The sequence below is a fragment of the Pseudomonas sp. S8 genome (assembly GCF_050473925.1).
Lineage (GTDB): Bacteria > Pseudomonadota > Gammaproteobacteria > Pseudomonadales > Pseudomonadaceae > Aquipseudomonas > Aquipseudomonas parakoreensis.
In genome coordinates this window covers 4,594,299-4,609,191 of record NZ_JBFDVZ010000016.1, presented here as the reverse complement: position 1 = coordinate 4,609,191, position 14,893 = coordinate 4,594,299, and the positions used below count along the sequence as shown (strand labels likewise).

The following is a 14,893-nucleotide window of genomic DNA, read 5'->3' as shown; positions in this document are numbered from 1 at the left end:
AGCGCCACTGTCGATGGGTCACACCAGCCCGACCAGCACCGGCGGCTGATGCAGTTACTAGCTCAGGGAAGAAGTACCCCCATGGCATTGCGCACTCCCACCTTGATCGCGCTCAGCGCTGTCACTCTGCTGTCCGGCTGTTCGGCGTTTCGCAACTACGATTCGGAACTGGCCCAGACCAACCAGCAACTGGCCACCGGCAACGTCGACGCCGCGCTGAGCCTGCTGGAAAAGAACAACACCGGCCCCGACAAAGATCTGCTCTATTACTTCGAGAAAGGTGAGTTGCTGCGCGCCAAGGGTGACCTGTCCGGCAGCCAGAACGCCTGGACCAGCGCCGACCAGGTGGTCGGTCAGTGGGAGGATTCGGTCAAGCTCGACTCCGGCAAATACCTGGCCCAGTTCGGCAGCTTCATCGTCAACGACAAGGTCCGTCGCTACGAAGGTTACGACTACGAGAAAGTCATGCTGACCACCCAGATGGCCCTCAACCTGCTGGCCGTCAACGACTTCGATGGCGCCCGCACCGCGATCAAGAAAACCCACGAACGTGAAGCGGTGATCGCCGACCTGCGCGACAAGGAATACCTCAAGAGTGAGGAAGAGGCCGAAAAAGAAGGGATCAAGACTCAGTACAAGGATCTGCAAGGCTACCCGGTCGCCAGCCTCGACGCGCCGGAAGTGGTCAGCCTGAAAAACAGCTACCAGAGTGCGTTCAGCCATTACCTGGCCGGTTTCGTCTACGAAGCCCTGGGCGAGAAAGACCTGGCTGCACCGGGCTACCGCAAGGCGGCCGAACTGCGCCCGAACACCCCGCTGCTGGAGCAGGCGCTGGTCAACCTCGACAAGCCGAGCAAGTCCGACGACAGCGACATCCTGATCGTGGTGCAAAGCGGTCTGGCACCTTCGCGCGATTCGATCCGCGTGCCGCTGCCATTGCCGATCTCCAACAATGTGGTGATCACTCCACTGTCGTTCCCGATCATCAAGCCGGACACCTCCACCGCACCGTTCGCGCAGATCGGTGTCGATGGCCAGCAAGTCAACCTGACGGCCCTCAACAGCACCACCGCCATGTCCCGCCGTGCCCTGCGCGATGACATGCCGGGGATCATCGTGCGCACCACCGTGCGCGCAATCACCAAAGGCGTGGCGCAGAAGAAGATCAACGAAACCAACCCGCTGGCCGGTCTGGCCGTGGGTATTTCTTCAGCTGTGCTGGAAGGTGCCGATACCCGTACGTGGCGTACCCTGCCGGACAACACCCAAGTGGTGCGTCTGCGCTTGAAGAAAGGCGAGCACCAAGTCAGCCTGCCGAGCGCCGTCGGCGGTTCGCTGGTCAAGGTCACCGTCGATCAGCGTTATCAAGTGATCAGCCTGCGCGCCGTGGGCAATCAGGTATTTGCCGGCGGCGTCGCCGCCCATGTCATCCCGAGCGCCGGCGCGACCAACGTCGCCAGCCTCAAACAACCTTAAGAACGGAGTCTTTGCATGCGCTTGAAACTCATCGCCGTTGCCGCCCTCGCCGTCCTGGCCAGCGGCTGCGCCACCCCGCCACCGCCGGAGCCGGGTAGCGCCGCGAGCAAGGTCGTGGCCATGGGCCCGCAGAAACACATCGCGGTCGGCGCCATGCGCGTCGCCCGCGAGAACGGCTTCATGACCGTCAATGTGCAGTTGACCAACACCCTCAACAGCAACAAGACGTTCTACTACCGCTTCGCCTGGCTCGGTGCGGAAGGTTTCCCGATCGCCGAGGAAGAAGTCTGGAAAAGCCAGATGATGTACGGCGCTCAGACCAGCTTCATCCAAGGCATCGCCCCGACCCCGAAAGCCGTGGACTTCCGTCTCGAACTCAAGACGCCTTAAGCCCGCCAACCTATTCCTGTATTAGAGAGCATTCCCATGTTTGCACGCTTTTCCCTGATCGCTGTCCTCGCCCTGCTGGCCTCCGGTTGCGCCAACACCTCGCCGACCCTGGGTAGCAAGAACATCAGCTACGGCGACACCAAAGCGGTTGAAACCGTGACCAACGAATTCGGTTCGACCGACCTGCAGATGATCGCCGAATCGATGACCCGCTCCCTGGCCCAGTCCGGCATTCTGCAGGGCCGCCCGGTGGTGCAGGTCTACGACGTGAAAAACAAGACCAGCGAGTACATCGATACCCGCGAAATCACCACCAGCATCAAGACTCAGCTGATGAAATCCGGCACCGCCCGCTTCGCCAGCGACAACACCGCGATGCAGAGCCAGGTCGATCAGCTCAAGCTGCAAAACCAGAGCGGCCTGTACAAGAAGAGCACCGTGGCCAAGACCGGCAACATGATCGCCGCCAAATACCGTCTGGAAGGCTCGATCAGCTCGATCGTCAAGCGCAGCAGCGACTACAAGGACGTCTTCTACAAATTCAGCCTGCAACTGATCGACGTCGAAAGCGGTCTGGCCGAGTGGATGGACGAAAAAGAGATTCGCAAAACCACGGAGCGTTAAGCAATGCGCGCATGGATTGGCATGATGGCCCTGGCTTGCGCGTTCAGCGTGCAAGCGGCCCCGAAAGTCGCGGTAACGGATCTGGCGTATCAGGAACGTGTGGAGCAGTACATCCACATCGTTTCGGCGCAGAGCAATTACCGCGAGGGTTACTACAGCTCCAGTGGTTCGTCGAACTACAACGAGCTGGAAGCGACCACCAGCTACATCGAACAGGGTGAACTGCGTAAATTCACCGGCGACATCAAGGGCGAGATCCTGCGCACCGGGATGTTCCAGCTGGTGCAGGGCACGCCGTACACCGCATCGTCCAAGGGTGACGTCTACGACGTGATCAAGCGCATCAAGGCCGGCAGCTTCAAAGGCGCCGACTACGTGCTGTTCGGCACCGTATCCGACATCGACTTCACCCAGGACATGAACGAGCTGGCGCACACCGACAGCTATTCGGCGGTGCTGGGTCTGACGCTGGTGGCGGATTTCAGCCTGATCAACACCAAGACCTACGAGATCACCTCGGCCTTCACGGCGATGGGTGAAGCGCAGGACACCAAACTGGTGAACGGCCGCGACATCAAGATCTCGCTGAACCGCCCGCGGGTGGTGCGTGAAGTGTCGAAAGCCCTGGGCGAAGACGTCGCCGGGCAACTGAGCATGCAGCTCGGTGGCGGCGGTTACGAGCAGCCGCGCGAGGCACAGCAGCGCAACAATCTGCCGCGTGATACCGCGCCGGTGATTTTGCACTAGTCGGCTGAGTGAATAACTCTGTGGTGAGGGGATTCATCCCCGATGGACTGCGCAGCAGGCCCCTTCTTGTCAGGTCAAGAGCGGGGCCGCTTCGCGCCCCATCGGGGATGAATCCCCTCGCTACAACGGAGTTCACTGGAGAAATCAGTAGGAATAAAAAGGCGACCCCAAGAGGTCGCCTTTTTTCTGCCTGCGGGTTTTACACCACCGCTTTACGCAACGTCGCCATGAACGCAGCGGCGCCAATGAACAGCCCGGCAAACGTGCGGTTCATGCGTTTCTGCTGCTTCGGCGTGCGCAACAGGCGTAGCACCTTGGACGCCAAACCCGTGTAGCCAGCCATGACAACCAGATCCACGCAGATCATGGTCACGCCGATCACCAGGTACTGCATTAGCAGCGGTGCGTGGGGATTGATGAACTGCGGCAGCACCGCCAGCATGAACACCAGCGCCTTGGGGTTACTGATGTTGACCAGGAAGCCGCGAAACACCAACGCCAGCGGTTTGCCGATCGGCCGGACTGCCGCGTCATCGCTCATGTCCATGGGCAGCGCACGCCATTGCTTGACCGCCAGATAGACCAGATAGGCCACACCGAACCATTTGATCGCATAGAACGCGGTGGCCGAAGCAGTGAGGATCGCGCCGACCCCAGCACCGACAATCGCAATCTGTACCGCCAGGCCGACTTGCAGGCCCAATGCGTTCCAGTAACCGCGCCAGAAACCGTATTGCAGGCCGCTGGACATCGACGCAATGGCGCCAGCACCCGGGGACAGACTGATCACCCAGCAGGCGGCAAAGAATGCCAGCCATGTTTGAAGCTCCATCGCACACCTCGACTCTGAATCGTGACAGACGTCAAAGCTAATGCGGTTTGGGCCTAAAAGCAAAAGATCGCAGCCTGCGGCAGCGCCTACATTGAAATACGATCCCTGCAGGAGCTGCCGCAGGCTGCGATCTTGTGATCTTGTCTGGAAAAACTACTTCTCGAACCCGCTGGACGGAAACACATCGCTGCCGCGCCAACGCCGCACCGAGCGCTGGAAGAACAGGCTGTTCGGCACTTGCACCATGGCGCTGCCAGTGCCCAGTTCCTCTGCCTCGATCAACGTGGTGTAAAGCAGATTGATCGCCACCACCCGGCCTTTGACCCCGGGTTTGTCAGTGGTGTCGACCAGTTCCACCACATCGCCGAGGCGGAACGGGCCGACGGTGAAGATCAGGATCGCGCAGAGCAGGTTCGACAGCACACTCCACATCGCGAAGAACGCCACCGCCGCCACCGCGACGAAACCCGACAGCGCCGTCCACAACACCGTGGCCGACACCCCGAGGCGCTCCAGCACAAAGATCAGCGCACTGCCCATGATCAGCCAGCGCAGACCGCCACGCAGCGGCATCAGCAACTGCGGCGGAAACGGGTAGCGCTCACCCAGACGGGTCAGGCCTTTGGCAACGAAGCGCTGGGCCAGATAGCCGGCCAGCAGGATCAGCAGAATCTGCACGCCGAGCCAGATCGGCTCGACCCACACCGCCGGCAATGGCCACTTGAACGCGTCCATCAGGACAGCGCCTCCAGCTCCGCCTGCATGCTTTCCAGCGTCTCGAGCGCCTCCATCCAGGCTTCTTCCAGCTCAGCTTCGCGCACTTTCAGCCTGGCCTGCTCGGCCAGCAGATCACGCAACTCGTTCTTGCGCGCCGGCTCGTAGATATCGCTGTCGCCGAGGCTGGCATCCACCTTGGCGAGTTTCTCGTGCAGCTTGCCGAGCTCGGCTTCGAGCTTGTCGGCTTCGCGCTTGTGCGGCGCCAGTTGCTGACGCAATGCAGCGGCGGCCTGGCGCTGGGCCTTCTTGTCGGTTTTGTCCGGGTTAACCGGCGTGTTGCTGACCGGCGCGTTGCGCTGGCGGTATTCCACCAGCCAGCGCGCGTAATCTTCAAGGTCGCCATCGAACTCTTCGACCTTGCCGTCCGCGACCAGGTAGAAGTTGTCGGTGGTGCTCTTGAGCAAGTGCCGATCGTGAGACACCACCAGTACCGCGCCGCTGAATTCCTGCAGCGCCATGGTCAGCGCCAGGCGCATTTCCAGGTCGAGGTGGTTGGTCGGTTCGTCGAGCAGCAACAGGTTCGGCCGCTCCCAGGCGATCAACGCCAGGGCCAGACGCGCTTTTTCGCCACCGGAGAAATTCAGTACCGGCTCGTCGATCCGCGCGCCACGGAAGTCGAAACCGCCAAGGAAGTCGCGCAGGGTCTGCTCGCGTTCGGTCGGCGCCAGACGCTGCAGGTGCAGCAACGGGCTGGCCTTGGCATCCAGCGAGTCGAGTTGATGCTGAGCGAAGTAGCCAACCACGGTGTTCTCGCCGCGTGTCAGACGCCCGGCCAGCGGTTCGAGCTCGCCGGCGAGGTTCTTGATCAGGGTCGACTTACCGGCACCGTTCGGCCCGAGCAGGCCGATCCGCGCACCCGGGGTCAGTTGCAGCTTGACCTTCTCCAGGATGGTTTTGTCGCCGTAACCCAGACGCGCATCGGACAGGTCGATCAGCGGGCTGGAGATCTTGGTCGATTCACGAAAGACGAAGTCGAACGGCGAATCCACGTGGGCCGCCGACAGCTCTTCCATGCGCTCCAGCGCCTTGATCCGGCTTTGCGCCTGACGGGCCTTGGTGGCCTGGGCCTTGAAGCGGGCGATGTAGCTTTCCATGTGCGCACGTTGCGCCTGCTGCTTCTCGTAGGCCTGTTGCTGCTGGGCCAGACGCTCGGCACGGGCACGCTCGAACGCGGTATAGCCGCCCCGGTACAGGGTCAGTTTGCGCTGATCGACATGGGCCACGTGATCGACCACTTCATCGAGGAAGTCGCGGTCGTGGGAAATCAGCAGCAAGGTCCCCGGGTAGCTTTTGAGCCACTCTTCGAGCCAGATGATCGCGTCGAGATCCAGGTGGTTGGTCGGTTCGTCGAGCAGCAACAGGTCCGACGGACACATCAAGGCCTGCGCCAGGTTCAGACGCATCCGCCAGCCACCGGAGAAATCGCCTACCTGACGATCCATCTGCTCGTTGGTGAAACCCAGACCGGCGAGCAACTTGCGCGCCCGCGCGTCGGCGGTATAGCCGTCGGCGCTGTCGAGTTCGGCGTGCAGGCGAGCCAGCGCCGTGCCATCGTGGGCCGCTTCGGCCACGGCGAGGTCACGTTGCACCTCACGTAGACGCAGGTCGCCATCGAGCACATAGTCGACCGCCAGACGCTCGAGGGTGTCGACCTCCTGGCGCATGTGCGCGATCCGCCAGTCGGCCGGCAGCAGACAATCGCCCGAGTCCGGGTGCAACTCGCCGCGCAGCAAGGCGAACAGGCTGGATTTGCCGGCGCCGTTGGCACCGATGAGGCCGGCTTTATGGCCGGCGTGCAGGGTCAGCTCGGCGTCTTCTAGCAGACGTTGCGGGCCACGCTGTAAAGTCAGGTTCTGAAGTCGGATCATAATGGCGGCGGAGTCTACCAGCTTCGCTCACAACTGGCGCGAGTAGCACGATGTCCTCTGACCTGTGGAGCTTTTCCCTTGCCACCTACGCCCGACCGGGCGTGGAACCTGCCTGCCTGCAACTGCAAGCGGCGGGGGCCAACGTCTGCCTGCTGCTGTGCGGTCTGTGGTTGGAACAACGTGGCGTGGCCTGCGACGAACAACGCCTGGAGCAGTTGAAAACGCTGGTGGGGCCTTGGGATGCGGAGGTGGTGCAGCCACTGCGTGCGTTGCGCACTCAATGGAAAACCCTGGCCGAGGAAGATTCGGTACTCAAAGGGTTGCGAGAACAAATGAAAGCGCTGGAGCTGGAAGCCGAACGGCATCTGCTGTGGCAACTGGAACAGGCTGCGCAGGACTGGCCGCGTGATGAAGTATCAGCGTCCGGGCAATGGCTGGAGAGTCTGGCGGGATCGACCACCAGCCCGAACCGCGACGCGCTGCAAGTGCTGCGCGTCGCGGCAACCGGCACTTAGGAAGCGCTGGTCGGGTTGCTGCTGACGCTCGACGCAGCGGCTGGCGTTGGCGCCGTCGTGGTGGTCGAGGTAGAAGCGGTTGGAGCAGGTGCAGCGGCCGGCGCCGGAGCAGCTGGCTTGGCAGCCGGTGCAGTCGCCGGTTTGGCGGCAGCTGGTTTGGCGGCAGTTGGTTTGGCAGCCGCCGGTTTTTTCGCGGCGGGTTTTGCAACCGGCTTGGCGGCGGGTTTAGCGGCTACTGGTTTGGCAGCAGGCTTGGCCGCAGCGGTCGCAGGTTTTGCTGCTGCAGGTTTGGTAGCTGGTTTGGCCGCGGTTTTAGCAGCAGGCTTGGCCGCTGGTTTGGCAGCAGGTTTTGCCGCGACCGGTTTGGCCGCAGTTTTTGCTGCCGGTTTCGCAGCGGCGGTTTTCGCGACAGGTTTGGCAGCCGGTTTTACCGCGACTTTGGCAGCTGGTTTAGCAGCAGCGGTTTTTACCGGAGCGGCTTTGCGCGCAGCAGGTTTTGCCGCTGGCTTGGCAGCCGGTTTTGTCGCTGCAGGTTTGGCAGCGGCAGTACGAGCAGCCGGTTTCGCAGCGCTCGCCGCAGCCGGTTTTTTCACTGCGGTTTTGGCAGCAGGTTTGGCGGCGGTTTTAGCCGGTGCCTTGGCCGCTGGTTTTGCCGCTGGCTTGGCTGCAGCAGTTTTCGCCGGCGCTTTTGCCGCCGCAGGTTTCGCGGCCGCTTTCTTCGCAGGCACTGCTGCAGGTTTTGCTGCGCGAGAGGTCAACGCCTTGCCGGCGGCTTCTTGCACACGACCGACACCCTGGGCCAGTTTCAGGCTTTCCTGGGCGTCGCGCTTGAGTTGCAGAATGTAGCTGCGAGTGTCGGACTGGCGATTCTTCAGCGCATCGAGCAGGTCTTCGAGTTCTTTGACGGCAGCCTTGGCCTTGTTCTGCGCCTTGGCTTTACCGGCAGCGGCTGCGTCCTGCAATTTGGTGCGGGATTTGTGCAGCTTTTCTTGCGCCTTGCCGCGTTGCTTTTCCAGTTTGGCGAGCAGTTTTTCAGCATCAGCCAAGGCTTGGGAGCAAGCGTTTTCCAAATGCTCGAGCAGGCTGCCCGAGAGTTGTTGGAGTAAGTGCAACGGAGTGTTTACAGGCTTCTTGGTGGCCGACATGGTTTACCTCCTGGCTGACGTGAGTGCGGCTCATACTAGACCTCTGCAGTTACCGCCGCTAGGTCATCTTGACAGTAACGAAACCGTTGCGTTGCAACGAAGCGAAAATGTTCTGCACAAAGACAAAAGCAGTTCACCGTTGCAGACGTTCGCGCTGGCATAATCGCCCGCATCTCAGGACGGAGTGTGCCCATGTCGCGCTACCTTGTTTTATCCCTCTGGATGATTTTTTCCGCCGCCCACGCCGACGAAAAAACCACCGCGAACGATGCTCACGATCTGGCCTACAGCCTCGGCGCCAGCCTCGGTGAGCGCTTGCGCCAAGAGGTCCCGCAATTGCAGATTCAGGCGTTGGTCGACGGATTGCAGCAGGCCTATCAAGGCAAGCCATTGGCACTGAGCGAAGCACGGATCGAGCAGATTCTCGCCGATCACGAGTCGCAAAACGCCGAACACTCTACGCTGCCTTCAAGCGATGCCGCGATGGAAAACGAACAACGTTTTCTCACCGCCGAAAAAGCCAAGCCAGGCGTAAAGGAACTGGCCGACGGCATCCTGTTGACCGAGCTGACCCCGGGTACCGGTGCCAAGGCCGGCCCCGATGGGAAAGTGCAGGTGCTGTACGTCGGTCGATTGCCGGATGGCACGGTGTTCGACCAGAACACTCAGCCGCAATGGTTCAGCCTCGACAGTGTGATTGCCGGCTGGCGTACCGCACTGCAGAACATGCCGGTAGGTGCCAAGTGGCGGCTGGTGATTCCATCGGATCAGGCCTACGGGGCCGACGGTGCGGGCGATCTGATCGCGCCATTTACACCACTGGTGTTTGAAGTCGAGTTGCGCGGCGCAACGAGCTGATCGCACCCGGCGCGCAGGCATAAAAAAACGCGGTGCACTTTCGATGCACCGCGTTTTTTATGTCTGCGAGAAACCTGTCAGGCCTGAACCGGATCTTCCTGCTTGTGTGCCGTGTGCAGCACTTCAATCAGACAGTCTTCCAGCTCGAAGCGCTCGTGCAGCAGGCCACCCAGTTCCTTGAACTTCTCGGCGACACATTTGCCTGCATCGCAAAGGTCGTTGAACGCGAGGAGTTTTTCGGTGATGACGTCGATACGCGGGTAAAGGGTTTCGGCAAGTTCGAGGCCGCGCTTGTCGTTGAACGCCTTGGCTTCACCGGTCAGTTGTTCGTAGATCTCGAAGTGCCCGGCCGAGACGTAATCGACCAGCACACCGCAGAATTCCAGCAAGGGTTTACGGTTCTCGGACAGAGCCTGTGGCTTGTCGCCCAACTTGTCGTAGGCACCGATCAGATCTTCACGCTCTTGCAACCAGCGGTCGATCAGCAGATGAACTCCACCCCAGCGTTCCTGAGCATTCTGACAACTTTCGAGCATGGCGATCTCTCTTCCCTTGTGGGTCATGCTGCTCTACACCCGCGCCCCTCTTCTGGCTGTTATCGCTTGGAGGCGGACCGGGCAGAGCGTCATCGAGCAACATAAATCCAATGACACGTGCGGGCCAGATTATGCCCGCACGCCTGTGGCTTCAAGGTACGCAGGAGATAAAGTTCATACAAGTGTTTAATCCCTGACCAGCGTGCGGTGCGACGCTTCGCCGCTGGGGGAGCGCTGCAGAGCGCTCCAGACCAGCCGCAGCAATTGGTACACAGACAGGATGAACATTGCCACAAAGAACAGCAGACTCCACTCGGGGATACTCAAATCGAACAGTGTCCAGGAAATTTCTGCGCAATCTCCACCGCCTCTGAGCATCCGCACCGTGGCACACAACCATGGCAGGTTGCTGAACAACGCTTCGGAATCAGGCGCGCAGCGGGTCATCTGCATCAGCGGGTCACTCTGCAGCAACACCTGTCGCCAGGCCGCCGTCGTCCCGCCAAGGCTCAGGCCAAGCGCGGCGCCCCAGTACAGCGACAGGCCGACACGCCGTGGGCCATGGACTGCCGCCACCCCGCAACACAACGTCAGCACCGCCATGAAGAACCGTTGCGCCAGGCACAGGCTGCAGGGCGTCAGCCCGACCGCATACTCGAGATAATAGGAAGCTCCCAGGGCCATAGCCCCTGCAGTGAAAGCCGTGAATAACAAGGAGCGTGAACAGGCCAACGACATGGCTTTTCCGTAGCAATAGAGACAGGCAGTTACGGTAGAGGAAAGCTTGTCAGCCTTTCAAGGCGGAGCTCTGGCGACAGTTCACCAGAAGTGTAGGGAAAACCCGACAGACGCGAGAGGAATAGGCGTAGTCCCCTGTAGGACTTCGCCCAAGACGCCCGCCGGTGGTAATTATTCGCTCACTGAACGTTCACGTGGGAGCATGCTCCCTCGCGAAATCAGGCGTGAACCGGCACTGGCAACGGCGCAGCCAGCAGGCGCTCATCCAGCAATCCGAGACCTTCCTGGAACAGCTGGTTACTGCGCTCGGTGTCACCCAGTTGCGCAAGCAGACGTGCCAGCTCTGCACAGGCTTCCGGATTGCGCTGCAGCCGCAGACTGCTTTCCAGGTAATCCCGAGCCTTGCCCCACAAACTGGTTTGCAGACAGAGACGACCGAGGGTCAGCAACAGGCTCGGATCCGCCGGATGCTCTTTGAGCCAGCCTTCGGCGGTCTGCAACTGACGCGCCGGATCACTGCCGCGCACCAGGCCATACAGCCGAGCAAGATGGCTGTCGTACTTGCGCTTGAGGGCGCTGCGCAGGACTTCTTCCGCTTCAACCTGTGCGCCAAGCTGACGCAGTTGCTCGGCGTATGCCAGCACCAGCGCCGGTTCCTGACGCTGCGCGGACGTCAATTGCTCCCAGGCACGGGTGAGTGATTGCAGACCAACCTTGCCGTCCTCGTCACGATGCGCCGCCAGCGACAGGTTGTTACCCCAGGCTCGCCGTTCCAGTTCAGCCAGTTCGGCTGGCGGCAGAGCCTTGTCCTTGCGCAGTTCCGGCAACAGGCGAATCACCGCCGACCAGTCGCCGCGCTGCTGATGCAGACGCTGCAACTGCCGCAAAGTCTGCACGTTATGCGGATGCCGCTCGTGCATCGCTTGCAGGGTCACTAGGGCGCCGTCGGTGTCACCACGATCGGTCTGCAATTGCGCATGACTCAAGGCAATCGCCAGTTCGGCCTGCGGCTGGCGCTCCAGCGCACGCTCAAGCAACTGATCGCACTCCTCGTACTTGCCTTGCTCGTTGGCCGCGCGTGCCGCGCCGAGGTAATACAACAGCGGCTGGCGCTCGGCCTCGGCGGCGCGAGACAGGTGACGTTGCGCGCTGGCCCAGCGACCTTCGGCCAGATCCAGCTGACCGTGTTCGATGGCCACCTGCACTCGCCGGCTGCGATTACGTCGCGACCACGGGTTGACCACACCACTGGAGGTCATGACCAGCTCGACCAGGGCCCTGATGCCCCAGATCAGCAGCCACAACACCGCAATCAGTGCCAGCGTCGCCCACAGACTCGATTCATAACGGAAGCTCTTGTAGGCGATCAGCACGTAACCGGAGTGCTCGGCAATCGCCAGGCCCAGCGCCGCCGTCGCGGCGATCACCAGAAACACGATCACATACAGGCGTTTCATGGCGTGGTCTCCTGCGCGGTGTTGGCGGCAGGTTTGGCGAACGGTTTGACCGATTCTTCAGCGTTGACGTTACGCCGCTCCAGATAAGCCTGCACCGCGCTCAACGTGCCGGTCAGATCCGGCGTCTTGACGGTGACCGGTTGCTGGCTCAGCTCGGCAACCTGTTCGAGCATGGTTTTGCTCTGCGGATTGTCCGGGTTGAAATTGCCCTTGAGCACGTCCCGCGCTTCGGTCAGCGCCTGGGTGTAGACGGGTGCCTGGCCATTGAGCGCCGCCCATTGCGCCTGCTCCAGCGCCAGGCTCAGGGCCAGACGCACCTGGCTCAGGCTTTGCCCGGCCAGCAGTGGCTTCACGTTCTTGTCGGCATTGAAATCGATGCGGATGTAGCGCGACACCTGATCCCACCACTGCGCCCAGCGACTGGCGCCATCGCCATCAGCGGTCAGGCCCAGCAGTGACTCGCCACGATCCTTGTACTCCGGGGCCAGTTCGGTCAGTTCGATGACCTGGTCACGCAAGGCGCCAATGCGCAGGAACAGGCCGGTGCGATCCGGCTGTTCGGTGCCGCGCAGCGCGACGAGGGTTTTCGCCACTTGCTCGCGGGCGGCGAACGATCCCGGATCGTTCTGCTCACGGAGGATTTCGTCAGCGCCCTGCACCAGCGCCTGAGCGCTGCTGATGTCCTGCAAGGCCGAAAGGCGCAGGCTGGCCAGCCGCAGCAGATGCTCGGCCTCGGCCAGACGCCAGTCCTTGCGGCTGGCACCAAGGACGGTTTCCAGGCGCTGATTGAGGCGTTGCTGATCACCCTGCAGTTGCGTCACCAGACGCTGGCGCTCGGCGAGCTCATCGGCACCGGGCAATTGCGCGAGACGCTCGGTCAGACGCTGTTCGTTGAGCTTGAGGCTCTGCGCCTGATCGTTCAACGCCTGCACCTGGCCGGACTGTTGCGCAGTGTTGGTCTGCAGGTGACGCACCTGCCAGACACCCCAGCCACCGATCGCCACGCCGGCAGCGCCGAGCAACAGGGCGACAATGGCCAGGCCGTTGCCTCGGCGCGGCGCTTGGGCCGGCAGTGGCGTTTCAACCTGGGCATCGATCACAGGCTGGACATCATCTTTAGGCAAGGCTGTTTCGCTCACGTATCCATCCTTTGCATTAGAGAACGGGCACGGGATGCTCCCGTAACGCCGTCAGCAAAGCCGCAGCACTCGCGCCACGGCAATCCACAACTGTTTGGGCCCCGGCGGCACGTGCCAGCTCGGCGACCCTTGGGCTTGGCACAAACAACGGCAACTGCGCAATCGCCGGCCAGGCAGCGCCGGCCAGTTGGCACAGGTGCTCGAAACCCTGTCCACTGCTGACCACCAGCCCGTTCAAGCGTTCCGCTTCGATCCGTCGTGGCAGTTCATCCGGGGCATAGGCTGGCAGGTCACGCCTGTACAACTCCAGATACTCGACACTAGCACCTAGCGCACGCAGGCGCTCGGCGAGCAGCTCGCGACCTCCCTCCCCGCGCAGGATCAGCACCTGCGCGTCGGACCCGCTGACCGCTTCGCGCAGACGCGGCAATTGCAGCAGGGCTTCACTGTCATCGCCGTCGGCGGGAAAGTGTACGTCGAGACCGTGATCGCGAAGAATCTGCGCGGTCGCCGCGCCGACGCTGAACCACGGCATCGACAACGACTCAGGCCCGTGAGCGTCCAGCAGATCAAGCGCAATCCGCGCCGCCGGTTTGCTGACCACAATGACCGCGCTGCAACCCGACAGTTGCGCCAGTGCCCGACGTATCTTGTCAGAGACCGGCAGCGGCACGATGTCCAGAAGCGGCAGGCAACTGCTGAAAAAACCTTCTGTGGCCAACACCCCGGCCAGCGCCGCGCAGTCATCCGCAGGACGCGTCAGCAGCAGGCGCCAGGCAGTCACTCGTGACCTGCCTCGCCATACACCGCTTTGAGAATGTCGTCGGCCCCCTGACTGAGCAAGGCTTCAGCGACCTGCACGCCCAACGCTTCGGCATCGGCGCGCGGCGCGCGGGCCTCGGCGCTGAGCAGCTTGCCACCGCTCGGCTCACCCACCAGGCCACGCAGCCACAGCTGCTCATCTTCAAGCACGGCATAGCAGGCGATCGGCACTTGGCAGCCGCCATTCAGATGTTTGTTCAGAGCACGTTCAGCGGTCACGCGCGAAGCGGTGTCGGCATGGTGCAAAGGCGCAAGCAAGGCGTGGATTTGCGTATCGGCGCTACGACATTCGATGCCGACCGCGCCTTGGCCACCGGCCGGCAGACTGTCGTCGATACTGATCGCCGAGGTGATGCGGTCTTCGAAACCGAGACGAATCAGGCCGGCTGCCGCAAGAATGATCGCGTCGTACTCACCGGCATCGAGCTTGGCCAGACGGGTGTTGACGTTGCCGCGCAGGAAGCGGATTTCCAGATCCGGGCGACGAGTCAGCAGTTGTGCCTGACGACGCAGGCTGGAAGTGCCGACGATGGCGCCGGCAGGCAGCGCGTCCAGGCTTTGATAGGTATTGGAAACGAAAGCATCACGCGGATCTTCACGTTCGCAGATGCAGAACAGGCCCAGGCCTTCGGGGAAGTCCATCGGCACGTCTTTCATCGAGTGCACGGCGATGTCGGCTTCGTTTTCCAGCAGCGCGGTTTCCAGTTCCTTGACGAACAGGCCCTTGCCGCCGATTTTCGACAGCGGTGAGTCGAGCAGCTTGTCGCCGCGACTGACCATGGGCACCAGCGTCACCAGCAGACCCGGATGGGCCTCCTCCAGACGGGCTTTGACGTATTCGGCCTGCCAGAGGGCCAGCGCACTTTTACGGGTGGCGATGCGGATTTCGCGAGAGGACATGGATCAATCCGTACTGAATAGATACGGCGGATAATAACAGCTCAGCCAAATCCACTTTGACTTGAATCA

Annotated in this window: 16 protein-coding genes; 6 read left to right on the top strand and 10 right to left on the bottom strand. The window is 61.7% G+C overall.

The features are described from left to right. Window positions 1-81 precede the first annotated feature (81 nt). From AB1J88_RS21875 to AB1J88_RS21860, 4 genes are read left to right on the top strand one after another with little or no spacing between them, the layout of a single operon-like run. On the top strand, window positions 82-1,476 hold the full coding sequence (locus AB1J88_RS21875) for a COG3014 family protein (protein WP_430291956.1): 1,395 nt from the start codon (window positions 82-84) through the stop codon (window positions 1,474-1,476). A gap of 15 nt (window positions 1,477-1,491) precedes the next feature. After that, window positions 1,492-1,866, top strand: a complete 375-nt coding sequence (locus AB1J88_RS21870; RefSeq protein WP_047297242.1) for a YcfL family protein — start codon at window positions 1,492-1,494, stop codon at window positions 1,864-1,866. Between the two features lie 36 nt (window positions 1,867-1,902). Beyond that, a complete protein-coding gene (gene lpoB / locus AB1J88_RS21865; RefSeq protein WP_003229365.1) occupies window positions 1,903-2,490 on the top strand; it encodes a penicillin-binding protein activator LpoB in 588 nt (195 codons plus the stop codon). Window positions 2,491-2,493: 3 nt separating this feature from the next. Further along, a complete protein-coding gene (locus AB1J88_RS21860) occupies window positions 2,494-3,237 on the top strand; it encodes a penicillin-binding protein activator LpoB (protein WP_121182580.1) in 744 nt (247 codons plus the stop codon). 199 nt (window positions 3,238-3,436) lie between these two features. Here the strand turns inward: AB1J88_RS21860 and rhtB are convergent, their stop codons facing one another. The 3 genes from rhtB to AB1J88_RS21845 form a co-directional block, all read right to left on the bottom strand. Continuing rightward, the gene (gene rhtB, locus AB1J88_RS21855) at window positions 3,437-4,069 is read right to left on the bottom strand and encodes a homoserine/homoserine lactone efflux protein (protein ID WP_430291955.1); all 633 of its coding nucleotides are present in this window, start codon (window positions 4,067-4,069) and stop codon (window positions 3,437-3,439) included. Between the two features lie 153 nt (window positions 4,070-4,222). Then, window positions 4,223-4,804: a mechanosensitive ion channel family protein gene (locus AB1J88_RS21850; RefSeq protein ID WP_003229371.1), complete on the bottom strand. Its 582-nt coding sequence runs from the start codon at window positions 4,802-4,804 to the stop codon at window positions 4,223-4,225. Next, on the bottom strand, window positions 4,804-6,714 hold the full coding sequence (locus AB1J88_RS21845; protein WP_222017786.1) for an ATP-binding cassette domain-containing protein: 1,911 nt from the start codon (window positions 6,712-6,714) through the stop codon (window positions 4,804-4,806). Before AB1J88_RS21845 ends, AB1J88_RS21850 begins: the two co-directional genes overlap by 1 nt. 50 nt (window positions 6,715-6,764) lie before the next feature. Here AB1J88_RS21845 and AB1J88_RS21840 point away from each other — a divergent pair, with 50 nt between their 5' ends. Next, on the top strand, window positions 6,765-7,229 hold the full coding sequence (locus AB1J88_RS21840) for a TIGR02444 family protein (RefSeq protein WP_222017784.1): 465 nt from the start codon (window positions 6,765-6,767) through the stop codon (window positions 7,227-7,229). On the opposite strand, the gene AB1J88_RS21835 is transcribed toward AB1J88_RS21840, so the two are convergent. Beyond that, the gene (locus AB1J88_RS21835; RefSeq protein ID WP_430291954.1) at window positions 7,226-8,374 is read right to left on the bottom strand and encodes an AlgP family protein; all 1,149 of its coding nucleotides are present in this window, start codon (window positions 8,372-8,374) and stop codon (window positions 7,226-7,228) included. The two genes, AB1J88_RS21840 and AB1J88_RS21835, sit on opposite strands and share 4 nt — an antisense overlap. 192 nt (window positions 8,375-8,566) lie before the next feature. Here AB1J88_RS21835 and AB1J88_RS21830 point away from each other — a divergent pair, with 192 nt between their 5' ends. Beyond that, a complete protein-coding gene (locus AB1J88_RS21830; protein WP_222017781.1) occupies window positions 8,567-9,232 on the top strand; it encodes an FKBP-type peptidyl-prolyl cis-trans isomerase in 666 nt (221 codons plus the stop codon). A 77-nt stretch (window positions 9,233-9,309) separates the two neighbouring features. On the opposite strand, the gene AB1J88_RS21825 is transcribed toward AB1J88_RS21830, so the two are convergent. The 6 genes from AB1J88_RS21825 to hemC all read right to left on the bottom strand — a co-directional run bounded on the left by AB1J88_RS21825 (window position 9,310) and on the right by hemC (window position 14,824). Beyond that, a complete protein-coding gene (locus AB1J88_RS21825; RefSeq protein ID WP_041072012.1) occupies window positions 9,310-9,768 on the bottom strand; it encodes an Rsd/AlgQ family anti-sigma factor in 459 nt (152 codons plus the stop codon). A gap of 186 nt (window positions 9,769-9,954) precedes the next feature. Further along, the gene (locus AB1J88_RS21820; RefSeq protein WP_222017778.1) at window positions 9,955-10,506 is read right to left on the bottom strand and encodes a disulfide bond formation protein B; all 552 of its coding nucleotides are present in this window, start codon (window positions 10,504-10,506) and stop codon (window positions 9,955-9,957) included. Between the two features lie 218 nt (window positions 10,507-10,724). Then, window positions 10,725-11,963 carry a heme biosynthesis protein HemY gene (locus AB1J88_RS21815; protein ID WP_430291952.1) on the bottom strand — a complete coding sequence of 413 codons (1,239 nt, stop codon included), beginning with the start codon at window positions 11,961-11,963 and terminating at the stop codon, window positions 10,725-10,727. After that, window positions 11,960-13,102 (bottom strand): uroporphyrinogen-III C-methyltransferase, encoded by a 1,143-nt coding sequence (locus tag AB1J88_RS21810; protein WP_430291951.1) that lies wholly within the window; start codon window positions 13,100-13,102, stop codon window positions 11,960-11,962. Before AB1J88_RS21810 ends, AB1J88_RS21815 begins: the two co-directional genes overlap by 4 nt. A 16-nt stretch (window positions 13,103-13,118) precedes the next feature. Further along, window positions 13,119-13,886 (bottom strand): uroporphyrinogen-III synthase, encoded by a 768-nt coding sequence (locus AB1J88_RS21805; protein ID WP_222017773.1) that lies wholly within the window; start codon window positions 13,884-13,886, stop codon window positions 13,119-13,121. Further along, window positions 13,883-14,824 (bottom strand): hydroxymethylbilane synthase, encoded by a 942-nt coding sequence (gene hemC / locus AB1J88_RS21800; RefSeq protein WP_430291950.1) that lies wholly within the window; start codon window positions 14,822-14,824, stop codon window positions 13,883-13,885. Before hemC ends, AB1J88_RS21805 begins: the two co-directional genes overlap by 4 nt. Between the last annotated feature and the right edge of the window lie 69 nt (window positions 14,825-14,893).

What these genes read in the sequence shown, in the direction of transcription:
- AB1J88_RS21875 (WP_430291956.1), top strand. Translation starts at nt 82, where the DNA reads ATGGCATTGCGCACTCCCACCTTGATCGCGCTCAGCGCTGTCACTCTG.
- AB1J88_RS21870 (WP_047297242.1), top strand. Translation starts at nt 1,492, where the DNA reads ATGCGCTTGAAACTCATCGCCGTTGCCGCCCTCGCCGTCCTGGCCAGC.
- lpoB (WP_003229365.1), top strand. Translation starts at nt 1,903, where the DNA reads ATGTTTGCACGCTTTTCCCTGATCGCTGTCCTCGCCCTGCTGGCCTCC.
- AB1J88_RS21860 (WP_121182580.1), top strand. Translation starts at nt 2,494, where the DNA reads ATGCGCGCATGGATTGGCATGATGGCCCTGGCTTGCGCGTTCAGCGTG.
- rhtB (WP_430291955.1), bottom strand. Translation starts at nt 4,069, where the DNA reads ATGGAGCTTCAAACATGGCTGGCATTCTTTGCCGCCTGCTGGGTGATC.
- AB1J88_RS21850 (WP_003229371.1), bottom strand. Translation starts at nt 4,804, where the DNA reads ATGGACGCGTTCAAGTGGCCATTGCCGGCGGTGTGGGTCGAGCCGATC.
- AB1J88_RS21845 (WP_222017786.1), bottom strand. Translation starts at nt 6,714, where the DNA reads ATGATCCGACTTCAGAACCTGACTTTACAGCGTGGCCCGCAACGTCTG.
- AB1J88_RS21840 (WP_222017784.1), top strand. Translation starts at nt 6,765, where the DNA reads ATGTCCTCTGACCTGTGGAGCTTTTCCCTTGCCACCTACGCCCGACCG.
- AB1J88_RS21835 (WP_430291954.1), bottom strand. Translation starts at nt 8,374, where the DNA reads ATGTCGGCCACCAAGAAGCCTGTAAACACTCCGTTGCACTTACTCCAA.
- AB1J88_RS21830 (WP_222017781.1), top strand. Translation starts at nt 8,567, where the DNA reads ATGTCGCGCTACCTTGTTTTATCCCTCTGGATGATTTTTTCCGCCGCC.
- AB1J88_RS21825 (WP_041072012.1), bottom strand. Translation starts at nt 9,768, where the DNA reads ATGCTCGAAAGTTGTCAGAATGCTCAGGAACGCTGGGGTGGAGTTCAT.
- AB1J88_RS21820 (WP_222017778.1), bottom strand. Translation starts at nt 10,506, where the DNA reads ATGTCGTTGGCCTGTTCACGCTCCTTGTTATTCACGGCTTTCACTGCA.
- AB1J88_RS21815 (WP_430291952.1), bottom strand. Translation starts at nt 11,963, where the DNA reads ATGAAACGCCTGTATGTGATCGTGTTTCTGGTGATCGCCGCGACGGCG.
- hemC (WP_430291950.1), bottom strand. Translation starts at nt 14,824, where the DNA reads ATGTCCTCTCGCGAAATCCGCATCGCCACCCGTAAAAGTGCGCTGGCC.